Raw genomic sequence first — 24,114 nt, 5'->3', positions numbered from 1 at the left:
GCTAGGACATATATGGTGAATATTGCCATTCCCCGACCGAAGACGGGAATTCGAGGACAAGCCTTGCCACAGATATTTAAATCGCCAAACGCCGCCAGACGGCTCTCCGCAGCCGTTGCCATCATGACCGCAGGCCTCGTTGCCGCAGCACCCGTGGCAAACGCCAATCCGAAAATGGTGGTCGATGTCAAAACCGGCAAGGTGATTTCCCATCAGGAAGCCTTCCGCAAGTGGTATCCCGCTTCGCTCACCAAGCTGATGACCGCCTATATCGCCTTTTCGCAGATGAAGGCCGGAAAGATCAGCCCGCAGACGGAAGTAGTGATGAGCAAGAAGGCCGCCGATCAGCCGGCCTCGAAAATGTATTTCAAGCCCGGTCAGAAGCTGACGATGGATAGCGCTTTGAAGCTGCTGCTCATCAAATCCGCCAATGACATCGCCGTGGCGATCGCCGAGACCATCGGCGGCACCAGCGACAATTTCGTGGCGCAGATGAATGCGCAGGCGCAGCGGCTGGGCATGAGTTCCACCCGTTACATCAACGCCAATGGCCTGCCCGGCAAGGGACAATATACGACCGCCCGGGATCTGGCGCTGCTGGCGCTGATCATCAAGCGCGAGTTTCCGGAATATGCCCATTATTTCTCGCTGGAAGGCGTCAGCACCGGCAAGAAGAACTACGCCAATTTCAACATGCTGGTCGGCCGTTTCGATGGCGCGGATGGCATGAAGACCGGCTTCATCTGTGCCTCCGGCTTCAACCAGGTGTCGTCGGCCGTGCGCAATGGCCGCTCGGTCATCACGGTCGTGCTGGGCGCGGACAGCCTCGCGGGGCGCACCGACCAGTCGGCCGATCTGTTGCAGATGGGGCTGACGGCGCCCTCGGGCCAAGGCGTCTCGCTCGCCGCGCTGGCGCCCTATGGCGATACCGGCGATGTCAACGATGTCAGCGCCGAAATCTGCAACCCGAAGGCCGCCAAGGTGCGCAGCGAAAGCCGCGACGAGGCTGGCCGCATGGTCATCCATTCGCCCTATGTGCAGGAAATGACCCGCCCGCCGGAATATTCCTTCGCCGGTCTCATTCCGGGCAGCGAGACGGTGGCGGTGAATGCCACCAAGGGAGCCGGCAAGGGCGAACTCGCGAACGTGCCGATCCCGATCCCGCGCCCGACATTCTGATGATCGGTGACAATCTCGAGGGAGAGCCTCGCGGTTGCAATGCGGTTTGTGTATTCGCAGGTCGATGATGTTATGATATTACAGTGTCGCTCGCGGCTTCCAGGCGCGGGCGATTTCTTTTAGCTCCATGCGGCTCCGGGTTTCGTGTCGTCCAGTGACCTGCCGGAGCGGCCATCAACACACAGGCAAGTCATGTCTCGCGATCGCATCCCGGTTTCCATCATCACCGGATTTCTCGGCGCCGGAAAATCGACGCTGCTCAACCGGCTCCTCAAGGATCCGGCGATGAGCGATGCGGCGATCATCATCAATGAATTCGGCGATGTCAGCATCGATCACATGCTCGTCGAAAGCGCGGGTGAGGGCATCATCGAGCTGGCGGAGGGCTGCCTCTGCTGCACGGTGCGCGGCGAGCTGGTGGATACGCTGGCGGAATTGATGGACGGCATCCAGACAGGCAAGCTGAAGCCGGTAAAACGGGTAGTGATCGAGACCACGGGCCTTGCTGATCCCGCCCCCGTCATGCAGTCGGTCATGGGCAACCCGGTCATCGCGCAGAATTTCGTGCTGAACGGCATGATTACGGTGGTGGATGCCGTGAACGGCCTTTCCACGCTCGACAATCATCAGGAGGCGGTGAAACAGGCCGCCGTGGCTGACCGTCTGGTGATGACCAAGCGCGCGCTTGCCGATGCCGCCACGATTTCCACGCTGACAGCCCGTCTACAAGTGCTCAATCCGCGTGCGGCCATCGAGGATGGCGACAAAACCGAGTGGAGCGCTGCGGGGCTTCTCGACAACGGCCTTTACGATGCCGGCAGCAAGAACGCCGATGTCGGCCGCTGGCTAGGCGAGGAGGCGGCACACGATCACCACGATCATGATCACGACCATGGCCATCACCACCACCATCATGGCGATCACGACGACCATCACCATCATCACGATGTGAACCGGCACGATGCGTCTATCCGGTCCTTCTCGATCATTCACGATCAGCCGGTCAGCCCGATGGCGATCGACATGTTCGTGGATCTGCTGCGCTCGGCACATGGTGAAAAGCTCCTGCGCATGAAGGCCATCGTCAAGCTGTCGGATAATCCGGCCCGCCCGCTGGTGCTGCATGGGGTGCAGAATATTTTCCACACGCCGGAGCGCCTTGCAGCCTGGCCGGACCCGGCTGATCAGCGCACGCGCATGGTGCTGATTACGAAGGATTTGCCGGAGGCTTTTGTGCAGGACCTGTTTGCGGCCTTCACAAGCGCACCGGGCATCGACCGGCCGGACAGGCAGGCGATGACGGATAATCCGCTGGCGGTTTCGGGGTTGCGGTTTTAGATCACGCGACGGCGTTGAAATCAGTGGGTGGGGTTACCCCCCTCTGCCCTGCCGGGCATCTCCCCCTCAAGGGGGGAGATCAGTTGCAGCGGCCGCTCGTTTTCTCACAAGCTCTGCACTTCGGGCTGCTGCATCGATAAGGATGTTCGGAGCAAGCCGCTTGTCGATCTCCCTCCTTGAGGGGGAGATGCCCGGCAGGGCAGAGGGGGGTAACCACGGCCGAGAACGTTGAAACGTCGTGTACTACGGCCCCTTCACAATCCGAAACCGATGCCCCTTATCCAGCGCAGTGGTTTCCACCAGCCTATGCCCATCCTCATTGCACATATGCGCAATATCGATCACCGCCAGCGGATCGGTCGTCTCGACGGTGAGAATATCGCCTGCCTTCAGGGTTGAGAGTTTCTTGCGGCTTCTCAAAACCGGAAGGGGGCATTTAAGCCCCCTCAAATCATAGACGATCTCGGCCGTGTCGCTCATTCCTTGGCCCAGAACTTCCAGAACGGCTTCTTCTCCGGCGCTTCCGGAGCAGGCGCTGCGGAATAGGCAAGCGGGTTCATGGTCGGAACCGGGATGCTCTGGGCGGCAGCTCCGGTCTGGCCGGCTACTGCGGGGGCAGCCGAGGCAACCATCGTCGGTGCTGCCGGGGCCGGGTTCGATTGCGGTGCGGTGGCGGGCTGGACAGCCGAAGGGCGCGGGCCGCGCAGGGCCGAGGCAGTTGCGGTCGTGGCCGGAGAGGACGACGTTACCTGCTGCGCCTTCTTCTCCATCAGCGCGGCATATTCCGTTTCCTTCATCAGCTTGCCGGCCTTCAGCGCGGAGCCGGTCGGGGCGTAGGCGGGCTCGCGGCCCTTGCGCTTTTCGGCGACCAGCGCCTTGCGCTCGGCTTCGCTCGGGTCGTACCAGGCCATGCCGTCATATTTCTTCATCGCCTTTTCATAGGCGAGATCGTAGGTCTTCTCATAGCTCGAAAGCGCGCTGACGAGCGCCGGTGGGGTGCTCATGGCCGGGCATTGGGCGGAGGCGTTGAAGCTGCCGCCTTCGGTCTGCTGGTTGAAGACATATTTCTTCTCGCAGACATTCACTTCCGGAGGGCGCTTGGTCACTTCGAAATTGTCGTAACCGACCTTCAGCATCTTCCAGAATTCGAGATGTTCGCTCTGGCGATGGCGGGCCATGTTTTCCGCCGTCATGCGGAACGGGAAGGCCTGCAGCTGCACGGTCTTCTGGCCGCCCTTGAAGGCGTCACGGGCAAAACCGTAGATTTCAAGAATCTGCGCATCCGTCATCGAATAACAGCCGGAGGACGAGCAGGCGCCATGGATCATCAGATTGGTGCCGTTGCGGCCATTGGCGGCATCGTAGCGGTTCGGGAAGCCGGTATTGATGGCGAGATAATATTTCGAGTTCGGATTGAGATGCGCGGGCGTCAGGTTGTAGAAACCTTCCGGCGCCTGCCGGTCGCCTTCCTTCACCTTCGGGCCGAGTTTGCCGGACCATGCGCAAATCTCGTAGCCGGCAATCTTCTCGAAACGGTTGTCGCGCCTGGCTTTCCAGATTTCCAGCGCACCTTCTTCCTTGAAGATGCGGATCATGATCGGCGAGGTGCGGTCCATGCCCCTTTTGTCGATCTCGGCCAGAATGGACGGAGACAGCGGGTAATCGACCTTGTTCTTGACGTGGGAAACGTCGCGTTCAACGGTTTCGAGCGTATCGTTACAGCCGGCAAGAACGAGCGCGGTGCAGGCAAGAAGTGCAAAATGTGTCAAACGCATGATCTGATCCGAAAGACGATGGCACGAAGCGGCGGCAGTTCTACACCGTCCGTGTGTATTTTAAATACGGTATTAACCGTTTACATCTTCTTAACTCAAATCGGATCCGCCCCGCGGCCGCCGATACATCTTTTGATGTGACCGGACTATGGCCGAGTTGGGGCGATATTCAAGGAAAATAAGGCCGGACTTAAAGGTTCCGGCCGATATCCAGGAATTTCTGGCGGCGTTCGGCGCGCAGCTGTGTGCCGGAACGCTGGGAAAGATCGGCCAGAGCCTTGGCGATGACGTCACCGGTTGCACTGATGACGGTTTCCGGGGCGCGATGCGCGCCGCCGATCGGCTCCGGAATGATTCCGTCGATGACGCCGAGCGATTTCAGATCTTCCGAGGTGATTTTCATGTTGGTTGCGGCTTCCTTGGCGCGGGTCGAATCGCGCCAGAGAATGGAGGCGGCACCTTCCGGCGAGATTACCGAATAGATCGCATGCTCGAGCATATAGACGCGGTTGCCGGTGGCGATCGCGATTGCGCCGCCCGAGCCGCCTTCGCCGATGACGACGGAGACGATCGGCACCTTCACGTTGAGGCACATTTCCGTCGAGCGGGCGATGGCTTCGGCCTGGCCGCGCTCTTCCGCGCCGACGCCGGGATAGGCGCCTGCCGTATCGATGAGGGTGATCACCGGCAGCGAGAAACGGTCGGCCAGTTCCAGCACGCGGATCGCCTTGCGATAACCTTCCGGCCGAGGGCTGCCGAAATTATGCTTCAGGCGGCTTTTGGTGTCGTTGCCCTTTTCCTGGCCGATGATGGCGACGGGCTGACCGTTGAAGCGGCCGAGGCCTGCCTGAATGGCGGCGTCTTCGGCAAATTTGCGGTCACCGGCCAGCGGTGTGAAATCGGTGAACAGCGCCTTGGCGTAATCGACGAAATGCGGACGCTGCGGATGGCGCGCGACCTGCGTTTTCTGCCAGGCGTTCAGCTTGGAATAGATGTCCTGCATCGCGTCGTTGACGCGCGATTCCAGACGGTTGATCTCCTCCGAGGTGTCTATGCTCTCGTCTTCATCGGCAAGCTTCTTCAGCTCGATGATCTTGCCCTCAAGGTCCGAGATAGGTTTTTCGAAGTCGAGATAATTGTGCATGAGATCCGTTTCCGATCGTTTTGCGCAAGGTTTGACCGGATTATCCGGCGGTTCCGGTCGCTCTAATCAAGGTTTTTGCCCTGTTTGGCAAGGGGGTGATGTGTTTGTACCAGCTCTTGCAAGCGTTCTTCCAGCACATGTGTATAGATTTGTGTCGTGGAAATGTCGGAATGGCCGAGCAGTTCCTGTACCGCGCGCAAATCCGCGCCGTTCTGCAGAAGGTGGCTGGCAAAGGCGTGGCGCAGCACATGCGGCGATATCGCAGACGGGGTCAGGCCCGCACGGATGGCGATGTCCTTGAGGTCGCGGGCAAAGACCTGGCGGGGCAGGTGGCCTTCCTTGCTGTTGGAAGGAAACAGCCACGGGCTCTCCGGCGTCTCCGGTTTTTTCTGCGAAGCGGCCGCCTTGCTTTTCTCCGACGCAAGCGCCTTTCTGACAGCCTCGTATTTTTCCATCGCCTCGATGGCGGCGCGGGAAAGAAGAACCATGCGGTCCTTGTTGCCCTTGCCGCGTATCATCAGGAAGCGGCCTTCCTGACGCAGCACCTTGAGCGGCAGCGAGACGAGTTCGCTGACACGCATGCCGGTTGCATAGAGCAGCTCGAGCAGCAGATGCATGCGGATGCGCGCCATCTGGCCGGGACCGGATGTGGCGGCTTCCTGCGCCGCGAGGCTAAGAAGCCTGTTCACATCGGCGACGCTCATCGTTTTCGGTAAGGCGAGACCTTTCCTCGGCGCATCGATGATGCCGGTCGGGTCGTCGCCGCGCAGCCCTTCCGAATAGAGAAAACGATAGAATTGCCGCATGGTGGAAAGACGTCGCGCCTGTGAGGTTGCGGCAAAACCCTGAGCGGAAAGATGGGTCAGATAGGCGGAAAGGTCAGGCGTCTGCGCCTCCGTCAGCGACTGGCCGCGCTGACCGAGAAATTCGTGCAGATCGGAAAGATCGCGCTCATAGGAAGAGAGCGTGTTGGCGGCTGCCCCGCGTTCGGCGCTCATCATTTCCAGAAAACTTTCGAGCCGCGCGCCGTCGCGTCCTGCCGTCGGCTGTCCGCTCATGGGGTGCGCCTTGCCGGTTCGGTCGACGGCGGGTTCAGCCGCTCGGAAGGAATGCGTACCGTCACTTCGCGGTCGCGCGGTTTGACGACCATGACGAGCAGCACCATGCCGCCATAGATCAGCCCCGCGATGGTCGCCAGTATCATCGTGAAGCGGAAGAGGGTGGGCATGGCGGCTCCGTGAAGGTGGCGGTCGAAACGTATATGCGGTGCGGCGAAAGCGGCGACAAGATCAAAATGCCCGCTCCGCTCCATGCCGCATGCGGCGATGATTGTGATTCACCGCAATTCAGTCAGCAATTTGGCTTGACGCTTCGTAAACATTTGCAGATATCCATGCCAAACGGGCTTTCAAATCTATGAATGAAACGAATTTATCCGTCCCGGCCACACTCGGGGAGCAAGCGCGGGCAAAGCTCGGACGGCGCAACATCGTCTTCGTCGGGCTGATGGGGGCTGGAAAGTCGGCGGTAGGCCGCATGGTCGCCCAGCAGCTCAGGGTGCCGTTCATCGATACGGATGTCGAAATCGAGCGCGTTTCGCGCATGACGATATCCGAACTTTTCGCCACCTATGGCGAGGAGGAATTCCGGGCGTTGGAAACGCGGGTCATCAAGCGGCTGCTGCGCGGCGGCCCCAAGGTCATCTCCACCGGCGGCGGCGCCTTCATCAACGACAATACCCGCCGGCACATCACGCGCGGCGGTATTTCATTGTGGCTGAAGGCCGATCTCGAGGTGTTGTGGGAAAGGGTCAACAAGCGCGACCACCGCCCGCTTCTCAAGACCGAAAACCCCAAGGCTACGCTGGCGGCCCTGATGGAGAAGCGCTATCCGATCTATGCGGAAGCGGATCTGACCATCGAATCCCGCGATGTCCGCAAGGAAATCATCGTGACAGAAGTGCTGGCCGCCATAGCCGGCATCGAACAGAAAGACTGATCCCCATGACGCCTTCCGAAATCCACGCCGATGAACGTCTCGTCCATGTGCCGCTCGGCGAGCGCGCCTATGACATTCTGATCGGGCCGGGCCTGATCGGCCGGGCGGGCGGCGAGATTTCGGCGCGGCTGAAGGGCCGGCGCGCGGCGATCATCACCGATGAACATGTCGCCCCGCTCTACCTCGAAGGCCTGATGGACGGCCTGCAGACCGATGGCATCGAGGCCGTCTCGCTGACCCTGCCGGCCGGCGAAAAGACCAAGAGCTTCGAGCATCTGGTCACCGTCTGCGATGCGGTTCTGGCAGCAAGGGTGGAGCGCAACGATGCGGTGATCGCGCTTGGCGGCGGCGTGATCGGCGATCTCGCCGGTTTCGCAGCGGGCATCGTGCGCCGTGGCGTGCGCTTCGTGCAGATACCGACCTCGCTTCTGGCGCAGGTCGATTCCTCCGTCGGCGGCAAGACCGGCATCAATAGCCGCCATGGCAAGAACCTCATCGGCGTATTCCACCAGCCCGATCTGGTGCTGGCGGATACGGCCGTGCTGGATACGCTGAGCCCGCGTGAATTCCGCGCCGGTTATGCCGAAGTGGTGAAGTACGGGCTGATCGACAAGCCGGACTTCTTCTTCTGGCTGGAAAAGAACTGGGATGAAATCCGCACCGGCGGACCCGCCCGCATTCAGGCGATTGCAACGAGCTGCCAGGCGAAAGCCGATGTGGTGGTGGCCGACGAGAAGGAAAACGGCGTGCGTGCCCTCCTTAATCTCGGCCATACATTCGGCCATGCGCTGGAGGCGGCGACCAATTACGATAGCAAGCGGCTGGTGCATGGCGAAGGTGTCGCCATCGGCATGGTGCTGGCGCACCAGTTCTCCGCCCGCCTCAACCTCGCAAGCCCGGACGATGCCGCCCGCGTCGAGGCGCATCTGAAGGCCGTCGGTCTGCCGACGACGATGAAGGATATTCCCGGCGAGTTGCCGCCGGTCGAAACGCTGATGACGGCAATTGCGCAGGACAAGAAGGTCAAGGGCGGCAAGCTCACCTTCATCCTCACCCACGGCATCGGCCAGTCCTTCGTGGCCGATGATGTTGCGGCGTCCGAGGTGCAGTCCTTCCTGTCGGAAAAGCATCCGGGGTGAGATGTTGAGCGATACGGTGAGGGCGCCCCCTCATCGCCTCGCTTCGCTCCGGCACTTCTCCCCGGCGGGGAGAAGAACAAGCCGTGATGGCAATGCCATACGAGACAGCGTTGGTTCAGCTTAGATTGAGGTCAGAGCTTTGAGCACGGGGCTGCCGTCCGGTTTCTTCTCCCCGCCGGGGAGAAGGTGGCCCGCAGGGCCGGATGAGGGGGCTTGCTCGAGGTTTAAAACCGCACCGCTTCCCCCGGCGCTGCCGCCTCTATCGCCAGCGCATGCAGGCCGGCATCGAGTTCCGGCTTCAAAAGCGTGTTGATCGCCCGGTGGCGCTCGACGCGAGACTTGCCGGAAAAGCTTTCCGACACTATCTGAACACGCATATGCGTCTCGCCCGTGCCGGTCATATCCGGCTGGTGGCCGGCATGCATCAGGCTTTCATCGACGACCCTCAGGCGCTCCGGTGAAAAGCTTTCCCGAAGCTTCGTTTCTATGCGTTCTCGCAGGGACATGCGACGGGCTCCATTCTCGTTGGCTGGTCTTGAAGGGGGCTACCTAAAAGCCAGCAACATTCCGCTTTGTCAATTCTTGTTGTGCGGCTTTTCGCACCCCATAATCAGGGCATCATGAAACTGGATTCGAAATATTTCGATCGCATCCGCACGCGCCGGAAAAGGGAGAGGGAACCTGAGGTTCAGGCCCCGACCTGCCAGTGGGACGGATGCGACAAGCCGGGTATTCACCGGGCACCCGTCGGCCGCAATGCCGAGGGGCAATTCTTCCTGTTCTGTTTTGAGCACGTGAAGGAATACAACAAGGGCTATAATTATTTTTCCGGCCTGTCCGACAGCGAGATCGCCCGTTACCAGAAGGAAGCGATCACCGGCCATCGCCCGACCTGGACGGTGGGCGTCAACAAGACGGCGCGCGACAGTCCGCTGCATTCCACGCTGCGTTCCGGCACGGCGAGCGGCAACGCCCGTATCCGCGATCCTTTCGGCTTCGCCGGCGGTTTTGCGGGCGGCGCAAGGGCAGGCGGCACCCGCATGCAGCAGGACCGAAAATTGAAGACGCTGGAGGCAAAAGCCTTCGATACGCTCGGTCTTTCTTCCACCGCAAAGCAGGAAGACATAAAAAGGCGCTACAAGGAGCTTGTCAAAAAGCACCATCCTGATGCTAATGGTGGCGATCGTGGTTCGGAAGAGCGTTTTCGGGCTGTTGTTCAAGCATATCAATTGTTAAAGCAGTCAGGTTTCTGCTAAGCCAACTTATGTGTTTACCGCCTGATTGATGATGTGGCCGGGTGGCTGCCGCCCGCCTTGGAGACGTGATGAGCAAAATCGACCTTGATATTTCCAACCTGCCCGACACGACGGTGTCCGTGCGGGAGGTTTTCGGCATTGATACGGATCTGCGGGTTCCCGCCTATTCCCAGGGCGACGCCTATGTGCCTGACCTCGATCCCGACTATCTTTTCGATCGCGACACGACGCTTGCGATCCTTGCCGGTTTTGCTCACAACCGACGTGTCATGGTCTCCGGTTTCCACGGCACGGGTAAATCCACCCATATCGAGCAGGTGGCCGCCCGCCTGAACTGGCCCTGCGTGCGCGTCAACCTCGACAGCCATGTCAGCCGTATCGACCTCGTCGGCAAGGACGCCATCGTTCTGAAAGACGGCAAACAGGTCACCGAATTCAAGGACGGCATTCTGCCCTGGGCCTACCAGCACAATGTGGCGCTCGTTTTCGACGAATATGATGCCGGCCGCCCGGACGTGATGTTCGTCATCCAGCGCGTGCTGGAATCCTCCGGCCGCCTGACCCTGCTCGACCAGAGCCGCGTCATCCGTCCTCACCCGGCTTTCCGCATTTTCGCAACCGCCAACACCATCGGCCTTGGCGATACGACCGGCCTTTACCACGGCACGCAGCAGATCAACCAGGCGCAGATGGACCGCTGGTCCATCGTCACCACGCTCAACTACCTGCCGCATGAGCAGGAAGTGAACATCATCGCCGCCAAGGTGAAGAGCTTCGACAATCCGAAGGGCCGTGAAACCGTCTCCAAGATGGTACGCGTGGCCGATCTCACCCGTTCGGCTTTCATCAATGGCGATCTTTCCACGGTCATGAGCCCGCGTACCGTCATCACCTGGGCGGAAAATGCGGAAATCTTCGGCGATCTCGCCTTTGCCTTCCGCGTAACCTTCCTCAACAAGTGTGACGAGCTGGAGCGCACGCTGGTGGCTGAGCAATATCAGCGGGCTTTCGGCGTCGAGCTGAAGGAAAGCGCTGCGAACATCGTTCTCAGCGCCTGATAGTCCCCGGCTTGTCCGGGGAAGATCACCGATGACTTGAAGACGCCGGTGGGGCGCGCGATCTTCCGATCGCGTGCCGCAGGCGCCGACAAATGACAGGAAAGACAATGGCAGCGCGCGGCGACAATTCCAGAGCAAAACCGGGTACGGCGGTTGATACGGAGCCGTTGCGTCAGGCGATTGCCGGATGTGTGCGATCCGTCGCTGGCGACGCCGAAGTCGAGGTCGTTTTCGCCAATGAACGGCCGGGTCTTGCCGGTGAGCGCATGCGCCTGCCGGAAATTTCCAAGAAGCCGACTGCGCAGGAAATTGCGATTACCCGTGGTCTCGGTGATTCCATGGCGCTGCGTCTTGCCTGCCATGATGCCGATACCCACGCTGTGATGTCGCCGCAGGGCGCCGAAGCGCGGCTGATCTTCGATGCTGTCGAACAGGCGCGCGTGGAATCCATCGGCGCGCTGCGCATGCCGGGCATGGCTTCCAACATCCATGCCATGAACACGGAAAAATACGCCAAGGCCAATTTCGCCGGCATCAACAACAAGGACGATGCGCCGCTTGCCGAAGCCGTTGCGCTTTTGGTGCGCGAGAAGCTGACGGGTGAGAAGCCGCCGGAAAGCGCCGGCAAGGTTGTCGATCTGTGGCGCGATTTCATCGAGGACAAGGCGGCCGGCGACCTCAAGGATCTCTCCAGCGTCATCACCGATCAGAAGGCGTTTTCGCGGCTGGTGCGCAAGATGCTGACCTCCATGCAGATGGCGGAAGATTTCGGCGACGAGGATAACGAGCCGGAAAGCCAGGAAGCGGAATCCAACGAGGACCAGCCGCGCACCAACGAGACCGAAGAAGAACAGGTCGAGGAAGAGGCCGGTTCGGACGCAACGCCTGCCGATGAAAACGAGGCCTCGCAGGAGGAGATGGAAGAAGGCGAGATGGACGGCGCCGAGATGTCGGACGAGGAAATGTCCGACGATCTCGACGAGGATTCCGAAACGCCCGGCGAAACCCGCCGTCCCAACAGCCCCTTCGACGATTTCAACGAGAAGGTCGATTACCGCATCTTCACCCAGGAATTCGACGAGGAAATTCACGCCGAGGAACTGTGCGACGAGGCCGAGCTTGACCGTCTGCGCGCTTTCCTCGACAAGCAGCTCGCTCACCTCCAGGGCGCCGTCGGGCGCTTAGCGAACCGGCTTCAGCGCCGTCTGATGGCGCAGCAGAACCGTTCCTGGGATTTCGATCTGGAAGAGGGCTATCTCGATCCGGCCCGGCTCGTCAGGCTCATTATCGATCCGATGCAGCCGCTTTCCTTCAAGAAGGAGCGCGACACCAAGTTCCGCGATACTGTGGTTTCCCTCGTCATCGACAATTCCGGCTCGATGCGCGGCCGTCCCATTACCGTGGCTGCCACCTGCGCCGATATTCTGGCGCGCACGCTGGAGCGCTCGGGCGTGAAGGTGGAAATTCTGGGCTTCACCACCAAAGCCTGGAAGGGCGGGCAATCGCGCGAACAGTGGCTTGCCAATGGCAAGCCGCCATCGCCGGGCCGTCTCAACGATCTGCGCCACATCATCTACAAGTCGGCGGACGCTCCGTGGCGACGCGCACGGCGCAATCTCGGCCTGATGATGCGCGAGGGCCTGCTGAAAGAAAACATCGACGGCGAAGCGCTGATGTGGGCGCATAACCGCCTGATCGGCCGCCCCGAGCAGCGCAAGATCATGATGATGATCTCGGATGGTGCGCCGGTGGACGATTCGACCCTGTCGGTCAATCCGGGCAATTATCTGGAGCGGCACCTGCGCGCCGTGATCGAGCAGATCGAAACGCGCTCGCCGGTGGAACTGCTGGCAATCGGTATCGGCCACGACGTGACGCGCTATTATCGCCGCGCCGTGACCATCGTAGATGCGGACGAGCTGGCCGGCGCGATGACCGAGCAGCTTGCGGCGCTCTTCGAGGATACGAGCGGCGCTTCCGGTTCGTCCCGCAGGGTTCGCCGTGCGGGATAAGCGGGGCCGGGCTTCTTCCGCCTGCAAAACGCTTGCGATGGCCGCCATTCTGGCGGCCGCATCGTTGTGTCCGGTTTCCATCGGCGCTTCCACCATCGATGTGCCGGTGAGCGTGCGTTTGCTCTCCTCTTTCGAAGTCGGCACCAGCGAAAAACGTTTCGGCAAGCTGGAATTTATCGGCGGCATGGTGATGAGCGCGCCGGAAAAGCTGTTCGGGGCGATATCCTCCATCCGTTTCCGCCCCAATGGGGAGGATTTCGTTGCGGTGCTGGATACCGGCCATTGGCTGACCGGCAGGGTCTTGCGTGACGCTCGCGGTGCTTTGTCCTGGCTTGCCGATGTCCGCATCACCCCCATGCTGGACATGAGCGGGCGCGAACCGCCGCGCAAGATGGAGATGGATGCGGAAGGGCTGGCGCTGCGCGACGGCAAGGTTTTCGTCAGTTACGAGCAGCGCCACAGGATCGATATCTATCCCGATCCGGGCTTCGCCACCGCAAAGCCGCTAGACCGCCTACCATATCTCATCCCCAGCAACGAGTTGCGCCATAATGGCGGCCTGGAGGCTCTCGCGGTATCGCCCGCCGATTCGCCGCTCGCCGGCGCTCTGGTCGTGGTGGCTGAAAAAAGTATCGACACGGACGGCAATCTTCTCGCCGCCATACTGGAAGGTCCGCGCAAGGGCACATTCGCCGTTACGCATCATCCGTCATTCGACGTGACGGACGGCGCATTCCTGCCCAATGGCGACCTGCTGCTTCTTGAGCGCCGCTTCAATTTCGCCGAAGGCGTGGGCATGCGCATCCGTCGCATCCGTGGGGCCGATATCCGGCCGGGTGCTGTGGTGGATGGCGAAATTCTCATGGAAGCCGGCATGGCCTACCAGATCGACAATATGGAAGGCATGGATGTGGTAAAGGGGCCGGACGGCTCGACGCGCCTCATCATCGTTTCCGATGACAATCACTCGTTCCTCCAGCGCAACCTGATGCTGGAATTCAAGCTGGTGGAATAAAATCAGGCCTGCTGCTGCTGTGCCGCCTTGTAGGCTGCCATCAGGTCCTCGACGGGAATGCCGTCGATCTTCATGCCGGTCATCCGGCATGACGTTATCTGCGCACCGGACAGGTTGGAGTTGCTGAGTTTCAGACCGGAAAAATTGACGTCATCGATCGACCAGCCGGACATGTTGTTATCCGTGAACGACGCGCCTGACAAATTGATATTGTTGAAGCTCGCCCCGGAAAGATTGACATTGTCGAAGACCGTGCCGGATAGATTGACGTCGTTGAAGGTTGAGCCTGAAAGCGTGGCGCTGGCGGCCTCCACGATGTCTATAACGTCCTTTATCTGCATGTCGACCTGCCTCCGCGCTGTGCCACGGACGACAGACTGCAATGCTGGCGGCTGGCTTGCAAGCGCGATTTGATCCGCGCTTGCCTGGCCTCAAACGCGGCCCGTTTTGACGGCGCCCGGCATCGGCTTCAGCGTGTTCATCAGAGCGCCGTAAGGCAACAACATGATGAGGCCGACGAGAACCTTCACCGAGAGATCACCCAGCGCCCAGGAAATCCAACGGGGCGCTTCCACGGCGAAGACACCGAGAATGGGAGCGTTTTCGATGGCGAAGGCATCGTTGGGGCCGACGAAGGAGAAGCTTGCGGCAAAGGCGATGGAGAAGAACAGTGCGGTATCCAGCACCGATCCCAGCATGGAGCCGGCAAGCGGCGCGTGCCACCAGCGCTGGCGGCGCAGGCGGTTGAAAACGGAAATATCCAGCAGCTGGCCGATCAGATAGGCGGTGCCGGAAGCGACCGCGATGCGCGGAATGGATGTCCAGAAGGACAGCGTGACCCCGACGACGAAGCCGGCAAGCACGACGCGGCGCGCGATGGAGGGGCCGAACTGGCGGTTGGTCAGGTCCGTGACGAGGAAGGCGATCGGATAGGTGAAGGCGCCCCAGGTCAGAAGGTCGCCGAGATTGACGCCGAACAACGAGCCGGAAAGCGGGTATTGCACCAGAATATTGGAAGCGACGACGACGAGCGTCATCAGCAGAACATAGATGAGCGTATAGCGCAGATAGGGCATTTTTTTATCCTGGGTGATGCCACCAGTTGGAGCCAAGCATCGGAGGAAAACGTCTCAAACGGTTTTCGCAAAACCCGATGCAACTAAAATCTGGAACAAACAAAAGGCTTGAGCGGCAAAGCCATTCAAGCCTTCTGAATTCAGATGATGTCGAAACCGCTATTAAGCAGCTTCGGCCGTCTTCTTGGCGATCTGGCGGCGGAGGAGACGAGCGCGCATGCTCAGTTCGTTTTCGCCGGACTTCAGAAGGAAGGCATCGAGGCCGCCACGGTGTTCAACGGAGCGCAGAGCGGCTGCGGAAACACGCAGGCGGAAACGCTGGCCGAGAGCATCGGAGATCAACGTGACCTGGCAGAGGTTCGGAAGGAACCGGCGCTTGGTCTTGTTGTTGGCGTGGCTGACGTTGTTGCCCGTCTGGACGCCCTTGCCGGTCAATTCGCATACACGGGACATGGGTACACCTATTTCGTTTCGTCTGTTTCACCACTGGCTCGCCACCGGCAAAACCGGGGTGGCAATCCAACTGGCCATGATTGGAAAGTTGCGGTTCTATAGTCAGACGAGACTTAACAGTCAAGCCGCTCGCGATCAAATGAAAGGAAATTCCGGCGTTTTCAACCGGCATCCGCTTTTTTATTGCCACAAGTCAGCGTATATGATCGCCCGATAAGGCCGCTTCCGCGCCTCTTTTAAGGTGATATCGAAATGATTGCCAGAGGAAAAAGCATTTTCGTGGCCGCGACAATAGCGTTAGCGGGCGTCTCCCCCTCGCTCGCCGCCGAAGCGCGCCACACAAGCGAATACAGCATCAATCTCGGCATTTTGCCGATTGCCAGGGCAAGTTTCTCGACTCGCATGGATGGACCGAATTATTCGATTTCCGGTTCCTTCAGCGCCGCCGGCCTTGCCAGCATCCTCAAGGATATTTCCGGCAAGACGACCGTTTCCGGCGCCAAGCGCGGCCATCGGCTGCAGGCCAACGAATATTCGCTGGTCTACAAGGACGGCAAGCGGGTGCGCACCTATGACGTTGTCTATCGCAACGGCAACGTCACATCGACGACGGTGAAGCCTGAGCCGAAAGCCCGGCCGGACAACTGGGTGGATGTGAAGGACCGCGACCTGCGCTCGGTTCTCGATCCGATTTCCGGCCTCATCATTCCCGCGGGCGGGCGCATCTGCCCCACTCGCCTGCCGATCTACGACGGCGAATCGCGGCTCGATCTGGTTTTGAGCTCCAGCGGCACCAAGCCGTTCAAGACCAACGGTTTTAATGGCGACGCCATCGTCTGCAAGGCGCGGTATGTGCCGAAGTCGGGTTACAGGCAGGGGCGCAAGGATATCGAATATCTGAAATCCATCTCCATGGAGATCTGGTTCGCCAAGTCGAACAACATGGATGTCTATGCGCCCGTCTATGCCATCATTCCGACCCGGGTGGGGCAGGTCTACATCACCGCCACGAAATACGGCGGCTGAGGCGATTACGGCGCATCACCCGGCGACCAGCCGGGTTCGGCCATAACGAAGCTCGAAAAGGCAAAGCCCGGCGAGACGGTGCAGCCGACGAGCGTGAAGTCGCCGAGGCTTTCGGCCGATTGCCAGCAATTGGCGGGAACGATGACCTGCGGGCGCTCGCCTTCAAGAATGGCGGGGCCGAGCGTGAAGGTCTGCACTTCCCGGCCGTCCTGCGAAAGATGCAATGCGATCGGTGCGCCGGCATAATAGTGCCAGACCTCCACCGCATCGGTGACCCGGTGCCAGTGCGAGCGGTCGCCCTTTTCCAGAAGATAATAGATCGCCGTCGAATGACCGCGCTCACCGCCTGCCCTGTCGCGGAACGTCTGATGGTAAAAACCGCCCTCGGGATGCGGCTCCAGCCCCAGTTCGCGAATGATCGCCTGCGTCGATATTTCCGTTCCCATCAGAAATTGTCCTTGCGTGTGCGGATTTCCGCGAAAACATCGGCATCGGTGGCGCTTTCAAGGCCAAGATATTTGCGAATACCGGCATCGGCCACCCGCATATAGGGATTGGTCTGTTTTTCGAGCCCGATGGTGGTGGGAATGGTGAATTCATTCGCCTGCCGCGCCTTCTCGATGTGGGCCGCGCGCTCGCTCAGCACAGCGTTCTCCGGGTCGACGGTGAGGGCGAAACGGGCATTCGTCAGCGTATATTCATGGCCGAAATAAACCTTGGTCTCATCCGGCAGCGCCATGAGTTTCTGGAAGGAATGCCACATATCCGCCGCCGGACGTTCGAACAGGCGGCCGCAGCCCATGGCAAACAGCGTATCGGCGGCAAACAGCAGCCCGTCATCGGGCAGATAATAACAGATATGTCCAGCCGTATGGCCGGGGGTAGCGATAACCTGTACGCGGCGGCCGGCGAATTCGAATTCGTCGCCATCTGCCTGCGAACGGTCGAGACCGGGGATCGCAACCGCTTCGTCGTAGGGGCCGTGAATTTCGCAGCGGAACTTGTCTTTCAGCGCCAGATTGGCTTCCACATGGTCCTGATGGTGGTGCGTGGTGAAGATGTGGGTGAGCTTCCAGCCGTGGCCGTCGAGCGCCTGCAGGATAGGTCCTTCTTCCGGTGCGTCTATGGTGGCTGTCGCGCCGCTTTCGGGATCGTGCAGGAGAACCCCGAAATTGTCGCTGCGGCAAAGAAAGACGTCTATTTCCAAAGGTTTCATCTTATCCTCTCCATTTGCCGGCCAAAACCGGCGCATTCGCCCGCCTGACCTTCTATGTAAGGGCAGATGCCTTGAAGTCCAACCGCCTGATGCTACATTCTCGCCCATGAATACCGATATCGTCGATCTGCGCGAATTCTATCATTCTCCGCTTGGCCGCTCGGCCGAGCAGGCGATCACCATGGCGCTTTCGACGCTGTGGCCGCCTTTGCCGGAAGAGCGGCTGGTCGGCCTCGGTTACGCTGTGCCGTTTCTGGAGCGGTTCCGCCGCGATACGGAGCGCACCTTCGCCTTCATGCCGGCGGGGCAGGGGGCGGTGAACTGGCCGGCGGGCGAGCTTTCCTCAACGGCGCTGGTCTTCGATGAAGAACTGCCGCTACCCGATGCGTCGATAGACCGGGTCTTGATGGTGCACGCGCTGGAATTTGCCGAAAATCCGCGTGAAAGCCTGAAGGAACTGTGGCGGGTGCTGGCGCCCGGCGGTCGTCTGGTGATCGTGGTGCCGAACCGGCGCGGCGTCTGGGCGCGCATGGAACATACGCCCTTCGGTTCCGGAAGGCCCTATTCACGCGGACAGCTGACGGCGCTTTTGCGCGAAACCAATTTTACGCCGGGCGCTACCGCCGAGGCGCTGTTCTTCCCGCCCACCACCAGCCGGCCGATACTGAAATTCCGCCGCTATCTCGAACATACCGGCCGCCGGCTGTGGCCGCTTTTTTCCGGCGTCATCGTGGTGGAAGCCCAGAAGCGTCTCTATCAGGGATTGCCCGTCACCCAGCGCGCCTCGCGCCGCGTTTTTGTGCCCGTGCTGGCCCCGCAGGGGGTGCCCACCACCCGCACTGCCGCAAGCCAAGGAAAGCCGCGCTGACCCTCGACAAAGCGACCATTCCGGTCTAATGCCTCCGGCATTGCTTTTGCCGGGTTCTCCGGCGCTTTTCCAAAGGTCGATCAAATGAGTGCAGAGCTTAGCCAACCTGTTCCGCGTCCGGGTATTCTGGATATCGCCGCTTATGTTCCGGGCAAGGAACATGTGGACGGCGTCGCGAAGGTTTATAAGCTCTCCTCCAACGAAACGCCGCTTGGGCCGAGCCCGAAGGCGATAGAGGCTTTCGGCACGGCTGCCAGCCATCTGGAAATCTATCCGGACGGTCAGGCGATCGCGCTGCGTCAGGCGATTGCCGACGTGCACGGTCTCAACATCGCGAACATCATGTGCGGCAACGGTTCGGACGAGCTTCTCGGCCTGCTTTGCCACGTCTATCTCGGCGCGGGCGATGAGGCGATCATTACCGAACACGGTTTCCTCGTTTACAAGATCCAGATCATGGGTGCGGGCGCGACCCCGGTGACGGTGAAGGAAAAGGATTGTGCGGTGGATGTGGATGCGATCCTCGCCGCCGTGACGCCGAAGACCAAGATGGTTTTTGTCGCCAATCCGGGCAATCCCACCGGCACCTATGTTCCCGTGGCGGAAATCCGCCGCCTGCAGGCCGGCCTGCCGAAACATGTCGTGCTGGTGCTGGATGCGGCTTACGCAGAATATGTTCGCAAGAATGATTACGAGGCCGGTCTCGAGCTGGTCTCCGGCAACCGCAACGTGGTGATGACCCGCACCTTCTCCAAGGTATACGGCTTGGCCGCCCTGCGCGTCGGCTGGATGTATGGCCCTGCCGCTGTCATCGATGCGCTGAACCGTGTGCGCGGCCCGTTCAACATGAGCGCGCCGGCTATCGCGGCGGGTGCTGCGGCAATCCGCGATCAGGCCTTCGTAGAGAAGGCCGTGGCGCATAACGCGCTGTGGATGGAAAAGCTGGTCACGACCTTTACCGGCCTTGGCCTCACCGTCACGCCTTCGGTCACCAACTTCATCCTCATCCATTTCCCGGATCAGGACGGCAAGCGTGCGACGGATGCGGACGAGTTCCTGAGTCGCCGCGGTTACATTCTGCGTGCGGTACGTGGTTACGGTTTCCCGAATGCGCTGAGAATGACGGTCGGTTCGGAAGAGGCCAATCTCGGCGTCATCGCGGCCCTCACCGAGTTCATGGGGCAGGCGTGATGGCTGAGATCATGTTTGAACGCATCGCGCTGATCGGCATCGGCCTGATCGGCTCGTCGATTGCCCGCGATGTCAGGGAACTGGGGCTTGCCCGCCATGTGACCATTTCCACCCGCAGCGAAGACACGCTGAAACGGGCGGAAGAACTGGCGCTTGGCACGGATTACACCGTTTCGGCGGCGGAGGCGGTAAGGGATGCCGATCTCGTCATCGTCTCGGTGCCGGTCGGAGCGTCAGAAAGTGTGGCGCAGCAGATCGCCCCGCATCTGAAGCCGGGCGCCATCGTTACCGATGTCGGCTCCACCAAGGCTTCCGTCATCGCGCAGATGGCGCCGCATATGCCTGACAATGTGCATTTCATTCCCGGCCATCCGCTGGCGGGTACTGAAAAATCCGGCCCGGATGCCGGTTTTGCCGGTCTCTTCCGCGACCGCTGGTGCATCTTCACGCCGCTGCCGGGCACGGATGCCGAGGCTCTGGAAAGGCTGAAGGATTTCTGGCGGGCGCTCGGCTCCCGCGTCGATGAGATGGATGCCGAACACCACGACAAGGTCTTGGCGATCGTGTCGCATCTGCCGCACATCATCGCTTACAATATCGTCGGCACGGCGGACGATCTGGAGACGGTGACCGAATCGGAAGTCATCAAATATTCCGCCTCCGGTTTCCGCGATTTCACCCGTCTCGCCGCCTCCGACCCCACCATGTGGCGCGATGTCTGCCTGCATAACAAGGATGCGATTCTTGAGATGCTGGCGCGGTTTTCCGAAGATTTGGCGTCCCTGCAAAGGGCGATCCGCTGGGGAGAGGGCGACAAGCTGTTCGAACTGTTTTCCCGCACCCGCGCCATTCGCCGCTCTATCGTGCAGGCGGGCCAGGATGTCGACGCACCGGACTTCGGCCGTCACGCGCTGGACCAGAAGAAGTAAATCGCATTTAGCTTAGGTCGTGATGGGATTTGATCCTGCCCATCGCGCCCGCCGGCAAAGTGCCAAAGCCTCCCCGGCGTCATCCTCGGGCTTGACCCGAGGATCCACGATCCGACGCCCCATGGATCCTCGGGTCAAGCCTGAGGATGACGCTGAGTATAAATCAATCCTTCAGATCGGCGGGATTTTCCCAAGCGGAATAAAGCCGCTGACCGTGGCGCGGCCACGATCTACCACGAGATCGACGGATGCCCGGTCACCGCCGCCGGCCAGCGCGCCGAGCAGTTTGCGGGCCGTATCGATGGTGGACTGCAACTGCGGGAAGACCTGCTTGGCATTGTCCGACCATGCGCCGAGCTTTTCTATTTCCAGCTTGAACTGGCCGGAGAGATAGCCCTCATTGTCGAAGGAGAAGGGGCCGCTGATGCGCATGGTTCTGCCTTCGCCAATATCTGCCACCAGCCGGCGAAGCTCGCCGCTCGCGCCATAAAGGCCCGATCTGTCGCTGCCATCCACCATGCCCGCCTTGCCGGCAAGCGTGACATCGGCAATGGCGTTGAGGCGCGGCAGAAGCTGCGGCCAGTCCTTGATGACGGTTGCGGAGTCGGTGAGCGTGATGGCCCCGTCGAGATCGGCGCCGTTCTGGCGCAGATGCATTTCCGTTTTTACCGCGTCGAAATCGATGGTCTGGCCGGTGACGGAAGAAACCGCCTGCGCCTTCAGCCCGTCGATGACGAGCGAGCTGCGGTCGATGCCCTTCAGCTTGGTGACGATGCTGGACTGCATATTCTGCCAGGCGGCCGAAATCGTCAGGCCGTGGGCGGAACGAATTTCCGCCGGCGAATCGAGTTCCCAGACGATGTGGCCGGGATTATAAACCTGCGCCGCCGAGCGAAGTTCGCCGAAGGAAGCGGAAACGCCGTTCTCTTTGTCATCCACCGTCACTTTGGAGCAGAAGAGGCCGATGCGGAAGGGATAACCCTTGAAGGCGATATCGCCGCATTCGCCGCTGACGCTGCGGGCCTGCGAGGGGGCAATGACGTTCAGAACCGTCTGCTTCAGCCTGTCGGCGGCATAAAACCACCCGGCGGTATAAAGTCCGATGACCACGAGGATGGCGATGGCGAGCCAGAGGAATTTTTTGGCGGTGCCGGATTGGCTTGACGCTGCCATATTGATCTCCGATGAACAGACTTCAGACAATTTCGATTTGGCTTGGGATATGGACGATTTTTGGGTCTTTGGCTACGGTTCGTTGATGTGGAACCCCGGCTTCGCCTTTGAAGAGCGGCAGCAGGCGCGGCTGCACGGGTATCGGCGCTCGCTTTGTATCAGTTCCAACTTTTATAGAGGCACCGAAGAAAAGCCCGGTCTCGTTCTCGGCCTGGAGCGCGGCGGCTCCTGCCTTGGCGTCGCTTTCCGCGTGCGCGGACAGGACCGCGAGCCGGTCATGATCTATCTGCGCGAGCGCGAACTGGTGACGAATGTCTATAAGGAGCGGCTGGTTTCCATCGCGCTTTCCGATGGCAGACGCAGCAGCGCGGTGACCTATGTGGCCGATCCCGCGCATGAGCAATATATCGGCGGTCTCGGCGTTGCCGAATCGGCGACCATCGTCGCAGCCGCATCGGGCCGATCCGGGCCGAATACGGATTATGTCTTCAACACCGTGCAGCATCTGCAGGAGATGGGCATTCGCGATTCCCTGCTGGAGAGCATCGCCAAAAATGTCGGCACGCTCGCCGCTCAGCCGGCGACGGTTTCCTTGCCCTGAAGTTCGGCGATCCGCTTCACGGCGGTCGGCGGCAGCGGCAAATGCGGGTTGTTGCGCACGGTTTCCAGCAGCAACTCGTCGCTCGCCTTTTCCGTTACATCGATCAGGCGCTTGAAAAACAAGTCGGGGTCCAGCCCCGGCTCGATGGCCGGCAGGATACGCACCTTGAAATGGCCGGGATAGCGCATGGTGGAACGGCGCGGCCAGAAGAGGCCGGGATGCATGGCGACGGGAATGACCGGAACCTGCAGATCGCGGTAGAGCCTTGCGATGCCGTAACGATATTCGGGCTCGGCCCCCGGTGGGCGGCGCGTGCCTTCGGGATAGATGATGAGCTCGCGGCCGGCGGCCATTTCCTCTTTCGCCCGCTCCATAACTTTCAGCATCACCTTGCCGCGTGCGGCGCGGTTGACCGGGATCATGCGCTGTTTCATGGCGTACCAGCCAAACAGCGGAATCCATAAAAGCTCGCGCTTCAGAATATAGACCGGATCGGGAAGATTGGGCAGCAGCGCATAGGTATCCCAGAAGGACTGGTGCTTGGGTGCGAAGATGCAGCCGGTTTCGGGAATGTTTTCCAGCCCTTCCACCTCGAAGGTGGTACCGACGATGGTTTTCATCAGCCAATGGTTGGATCGCGCCCAGTTCTTGGGAATTTCATAGGCGATCTTGCGCGGCAGAATGAAATAGATCGGCGTCAGCACGATCATGCGGACAATCAGGTTGAGATAAAACAGCGTATTGAAAAGAAAAGAGCGCAGCTTGAGCATCAACAGCCTTCCCGGAGCGCAGCCGTTCCGAAGCCTTGGACAGGCTTCGATGCCGGATGCCGATGCCAGACGCCTACACGAAAACAAGGGGCCGCAGCAAGCGCGTTCTCGCCGGTCAGGACGAAGCGGTTGTCGTCTTTATCCGGGAATGATCGGCGGCGGCCTTGCGCAGACCGTCGCCCTTGCCGAAGCCGGTGAGGTCGCGCCCCGCCGCCGCCACGAACTTCAGATATTCGTAAAGCATGGTTCTCACCACATCCGGCTCCACGAACCAGTTGGTGCGGGCGAGATCGGCGCTGATGACGGGATAGGCGATGAATTGCGTCTGCGGGCTGGCGCTGCGCAATTCATGCAGGCTGCGATGCATATGATAATTATTGGTGACGACGACGATGGATGAATAATTGTGATCGCGTATCCAGCTTGCCGCCTCATTGGCGTTGCCGATCGTGTCTATCGCCTTGTAGCCCATATCCACGCAGCAGGAAAACATGTCGGATGACCCTTGCGTCATCTTGCGGATCTGCGAGCGGGTGGTGGCCGGGTTGACGCCGGAAATCAGAAGCCGCTTGCCCACGCCGTCTCTCAGCAGGCCGACCGCCTGTTCGATGCGCTGATAACCGCCGGTAAGCACGATGATGGCATCGCCTCTTGCCCCCTCCGGCGGACGCATGGAGGCGACGGAATCGGCAAACCACAGGAAACCGCCGGAAAATGCGCCGAGCACAATGACGCAAAGCAGGATGAGGCCGCGAATAAAACGGCGCAGAGGACCGCGCCGCGACAACAGGCCCTTTCTGGCCGGTCGCGCTGTCGTCTGATCCTGGTCCATCCGACTCACAAACATTCCTCCTGAATACTCGCCGATTAAGGCAAGGAACAGGCATTTTTGTCCAC

General features: G+C 60.4%; 27 protein-coding genes. 13 read left to right on the top strand and 14 right to left on the bottom strand.

The genetic code is table 11. The features are described from left to right. Positions 1 to 123: 123 nt before the first annotated feature. Positions 124 to 1,179, top strand: coding sequence for a D-alanyl-D-alanine carboxypeptidase family protein (locus L901_RS08545; RefSeq protein ID WP_052025775.1), 1,056 nt, complete (start codon positions 124 to 126; stop codon positions 1,177 to 1,179). A 192-nt stretch (positions 1,180 to 1,371) separates the two neighbouring features. Then, a complete protein-coding gene (locus L901_RS08540; RefSeq protein ID WP_059755549.1) occupies positions 1,372 to 2,517 on the top strand; it encodes a GTP-binding protein in 1,146 nt (381 codons plus the stop codon). Between the two features lie 243 nt (positions 2,518 to 2,760). Here the strand turns inward: L901_RS08540 and L901_RS08535 are convergent, their stop codons facing one another. The 5 genes from L901_RS08535 to L901_RS08515 all read right to left on the bottom strand — a co-directional run bounded on the left by L901_RS08535 (position 2,761) and on the right by L901_RS08515 (position 6,664). Then, positions 2,761 to 2,997 (bottom strand): sulfurtransferase TusA family protein, encoded by a 237-nt coding sequence (locus L901_RS08535; RefSeq protein WP_059755545.1) that lies wholly within the window; start codon positions 2,995 to 2,997, stop codon positions 2,761 to 2,763. Then, positions 2,994 to 4,292 carry a murein L,D-transpeptidase family protein gene (locus L901_RS08530; RefSeq protein ID WP_059755542.1) on the bottom strand — a complete coding sequence of 433 codons (1,299 nt, stop codon included), beginning with the start codon at positions 4,290 to 4,292 and terminating at the stop codon, positions 2,994 to 2,996. Before L901_RS08530 ends, L901_RS08535 begins: the two co-directional genes overlap by 4 nt. 190 nt (positions 4,293 to 4,482) lie before the next feature. Further along, positions 4,483 to 5,436: an acetyl-CoA carboxylase carboxyltransferase subunit alpha gene (locus tag L901_RS08525; RefSeq protein ID WP_059755539.1), complete on the bottom strand. Its 954-nt coding sequence runs from the start codon at positions 5,434 to 5,436 to the stop codon at positions 4,483 to 4,485. Between the two features lie 62 nt (positions 5,437 to 5,498). Continuing rightward, on the bottom strand, positions 5,499 to 6,494 hold the full coding sequence (gene xerD / locus L901_RS08520) for a site-specific tyrosine recombinase XerD (RefSeq protein ID WP_059755536.1): 996 nt from the start codon (positions 6,492 to 6,494) through the stop codon (positions 5,499 to 5,501). Next, a complete protein-coding gene (locus tag L901_RS08515) occupies positions 6,491 to 6,664 on the bottom strand; it encodes a hypothetical protein (protein WP_035239639.1) in 174 nt (57 codons plus the stop codon). The genes xerD and L901_RS08515 overlap by 4 nt, the downstream gene beginning before the upstream one ends. 188 nt (positions 6,665 to 6,852) lie before the next feature. On the opposite strand from L901_RS08515, the gene L901_RS08510 reads away from it, so the two are divergent. Together L901_RS08510 and aroB are read left to right on the top strand one after the other, a co-directional pair. Beyond that, entirely contained in the window at positions 6,853 to 7,434 is a 582-nt protein-coding gene (locus tag L901_RS08510; RefSeq protein WP_035262338.1) for a shikimate kinase, read from the top strand. A 5-nt stretch (positions 7,435 to 7,439) separates the two neighbouring features. Next, a complete protein-coding gene (gene aroB / locus L901_RS08505) occupies positions 7,440 to 8,573 on the top strand; it encodes a 3-dehydroquinate synthase (protein ID WP_059755533.1) in 1,134 nt (377 codons plus the stop codon). A 224-nt stretch (positions 8,574 to 8,797) separates the two neighbouring features. Here aroB and L901_RS08500 read toward each other — a convergent pair whose 3' ends face one another. Further along, positions 8,798 to 9,079: a BolA family transcriptional regulator gene (locus L901_RS08500; protein ID WP_059755531.1), complete on the bottom strand. Its 282-nt coding sequence runs from the start codon at positions 9,077 to 9,079 to the stop codon at positions 8,798 to 8,800. 114 nt (positions 9,080 to 9,193) lie between these two features. On the opposite strand from L901_RS08500, the gene L901_RS08495 reads away from it, so the two are divergent. The 4 genes from L901_RS08495 (at position 9,194) to L901_RS08480 (ending at position 13,914) form a co-directional block, all read left to right on the top strand. Then, positions 9,194 to 9,829, top strand: a complete 636-nt coding sequence (locus L901_RS08495; RefSeq protein WP_059755848.1) for a J domain-containing protein — start codon at positions 9,194 to 9,196, stop codon at positions 9,827 to 9,829. A 68-nt stretch (positions 9,830 to 9,897) separates the two neighbouring features. Continuing rightward, a complete protein-coding gene (gene cobS / locus L901_RS08490; RefSeq protein ID WP_004445672.1) occupies positions 9,898 to 10,887 on the top strand; it encodes a cobaltochelatase subunit CobS in 990 nt (329 codons plus the stop codon). A 107-nt stretch (positions 10,888 to 10,994) separates the two neighbouring features. Further along, positions 10,995 to 12,899: a cobaltochelatase subunit CobT gene (gene cobT / locus L901_RS08485; protein WP_059755528.1), complete on the top strand. Its 1,905-nt coding sequence runs from the start codon at positions 10,995 to 10,997 to the stop codon at positions 12,897 to 12,899. Positions 12,900 to 12,936: 37 nt separating this feature from the next. Beyond that, complete coding sequence (locus L901_RS08480) at positions 12,937 to 13,914, top strand: esterase-like activity of phytase family protein (protein WP_059755525.1); 978 nt, start codon at positions 12,937 to 12,939, stop codon at positions 13,912 to 13,914. A 2-nt stretch (positions 13,915 to 13,916) separates the two neighbouring features. Here L901_RS08480 and L901_RS08475 read toward each other — a convergent pair whose 3' ends face one another. From L901_RS08475 to rpmB, 3 genes are all read right to left on the bottom strand, one after another. Continuing rightward, positions 13,917 to 14,255 (bottom strand): pentapeptide repeat-containing protein, encoded by a 339-nt coding sequence (locus tag L901_RS08475; RefSeq protein WP_026364030.1) that lies wholly within the window; start codon positions 14,253 to 14,255, stop codon positions 13,917 to 13,919. Positions 14,256 to 14,345: 90 nt separating this feature from the next. Continuing rightward, a complete protein-coding gene (locus tag L901_RS08470) occupies positions 14,346 to 14,990 on the bottom strand; it encodes a queuosine precursor transporter (protein WP_059755523.1) in 645 nt (214 codons plus the stop codon). 162 nt (positions 14,991 to 15,152) lie between these two features. After that, positions 15,153 to 15,443 carry a 50S ribosomal protein L28 gene (gene rpmB, locus L901_RS08465; protein ID WP_003509888.1) on the bottom strand — a complete coding sequence of 97 codons (291 nt, stop codon included), beginning with the start codon at positions 15,441 to 15,443 and terminating at the stop codon, positions 15,153 to 15,155. A 252-nt stretch (positions 15,444 to 15,695) separates the two neighbouring features. On the opposite strand from rpmB, the gene L901_RS08460 reads away from it, so the two are divergent. After that, entirely contained in the window at positions 15,696 to 16,469 is a 774-nt protein-coding gene (locus tag L901_RS08460; protein WP_059755520.1) for a DUF3108 domain-containing protein, read from the top strand. Between the two features lie 5 nt (positions 16,470 to 16,474). Here the strand turns inward: L901_RS08460 and L901_RS08455 are convergent, their stop codons facing one another. Continuing rightward, a complete protein-coding gene (locus L901_RS08455) occupies positions 16,475 to 16,915 on the bottom strand; it encodes a cupin domain-containing protein (protein ID WP_059755519.1) in 441 nt (146 codons plus the stop codon). Beyond that, positions 16,915 to 17,685 (bottom strand): hydroxyacylglutathione hydrolase, encoded by a 771-nt coding sequence (gloB, locus tag L901_RS08450; protein WP_003523305.1) that lies wholly within the window; start codon positions 17,683 to 17,685, stop codon positions 16,915 to 16,917. Before gloB ends, L901_RS08455 begins: the two co-directional genes overlap by 1 nt. Positions 17,686 to 17,791: 106 nt before the next feature. Between gloB and L901_RS08445 the strand changes: the two genes are divergently transcribed. From L901_RS08445 to L901_RS08435, 3 genes are all read left to right on the top strand, one after another. Then, on the top strand, positions 17,792 to 18,553 hold the full coding sequence (locus tag L901_RS08445) for a class I SAM-dependent methyltransferase (protein ID WP_003523306.1): 762 nt from the start codon (positions 17,792 to 17,794) through the stop codon (positions 18,551 to 18,553). Positions 18,554 to 18,637: 84 nt separating this feature from the next. Next, entirely contained in the window at positions 18,638 to 19,744 is a 1,107-nt protein-coding gene (gene hisC, locus L901_RS08440) for a histidinol-phosphate transaminase (RefSeq protein ID WP_059755516.1), read from the top strand. After that, positions 19,744 to 20,673: a prephenate/arogenate dehydrogenase family protein gene (locus tag L901_RS08435; RefSeq protein WP_059755513.1), complete on the top strand. Its 930-nt coding sequence runs from the start codon at positions 19,744 to 19,746 to the stop codon at positions 20,671 to 20,673. The genes hisC and L901_RS08435 overlap by 1 nt, the downstream gene beginning before the upstream one ends. Before the next feature lie 171 nt (positions 20,674 to 20,844). On the opposite strand, the gene L901_RS08430 is transcribed toward L901_RS08435, so the two are convergent. Continuing rightward, positions 20,845 to 21,846, bottom strand: a complete 1,002-nt coding sequence (locus L901_RS08430) for a DUF2125 domain-containing protein (RefSeq protein ID WP_020808960.1) — start codon at positions 21,844 to 21,846, stop codon at positions 20,845 to 20,847. A gap of 49 nt (positions 21,847 to 21,895) precedes the next feature. On the opposite strand from L901_RS08430, the gene L901_RS08425 reads away from it, so the two are divergent. Beyond that, on the top strand, positions 21,896 to 22,447 hold the full coding sequence (locus L901_RS08425) for a gamma-glutamylcyclotransferase (RefSeq protein WP_059755846.1): 552 nt from the start codon (positions 21,896 to 21,898) through the stop codon (positions 22,445 to 22,447). On the opposite strand, the gene L901_RS08420 is transcribed toward L901_RS08425, so the two are convergent. Together L901_RS08420 and L901_RS08415 are read right to left on the bottom strand one after the other, a co-directional pair. Further along, the gene (locus tag L901_RS08420; RefSeq protein WP_059755511.1) at positions 22,420 to 23,217 is read right to left on the bottom strand and encodes a 1-acyl-sn-glycerol-3-phosphate acyltransferase; all 798 of its coding nucleotides are present in this window, start codon (positions 23,215 to 23,217) and stop codon (positions 22,420 to 22,422) included. The genes L901_RS08425 and L901_RS08420 overlap by 28 nt on opposite strands. 115 nt (positions 23,218 to 23,332) lie before the next feature. After that, positions 23,333 to 24,049 (bottom strand): YdcF family protein, encoded by a 717-nt coding sequence (locus L901_RS08415; protein ID WP_059755508.1) that lies wholly within the window; start codon positions 24,047 to 24,049, stop codon positions 23,333 to 23,335. Positions 24,050 to 24,114 lie beyond the last annotated feature (65 nt).

This window comes from Agrobacterium sp. D14 (genome assembly GCF_001526505.1).
Lineage (GTDB): Bacteria > Pseudomonadota > Alphaproteobacteria > Rhizobiales > Rhizobiaceae > Agrobacterium > Agrobacterium leguminum.
The sequence above is the reverse complement of the archived record's forward strand: the minus strand, read 5'-3'. Positions and strand labels throughout refer to the sequence as shown.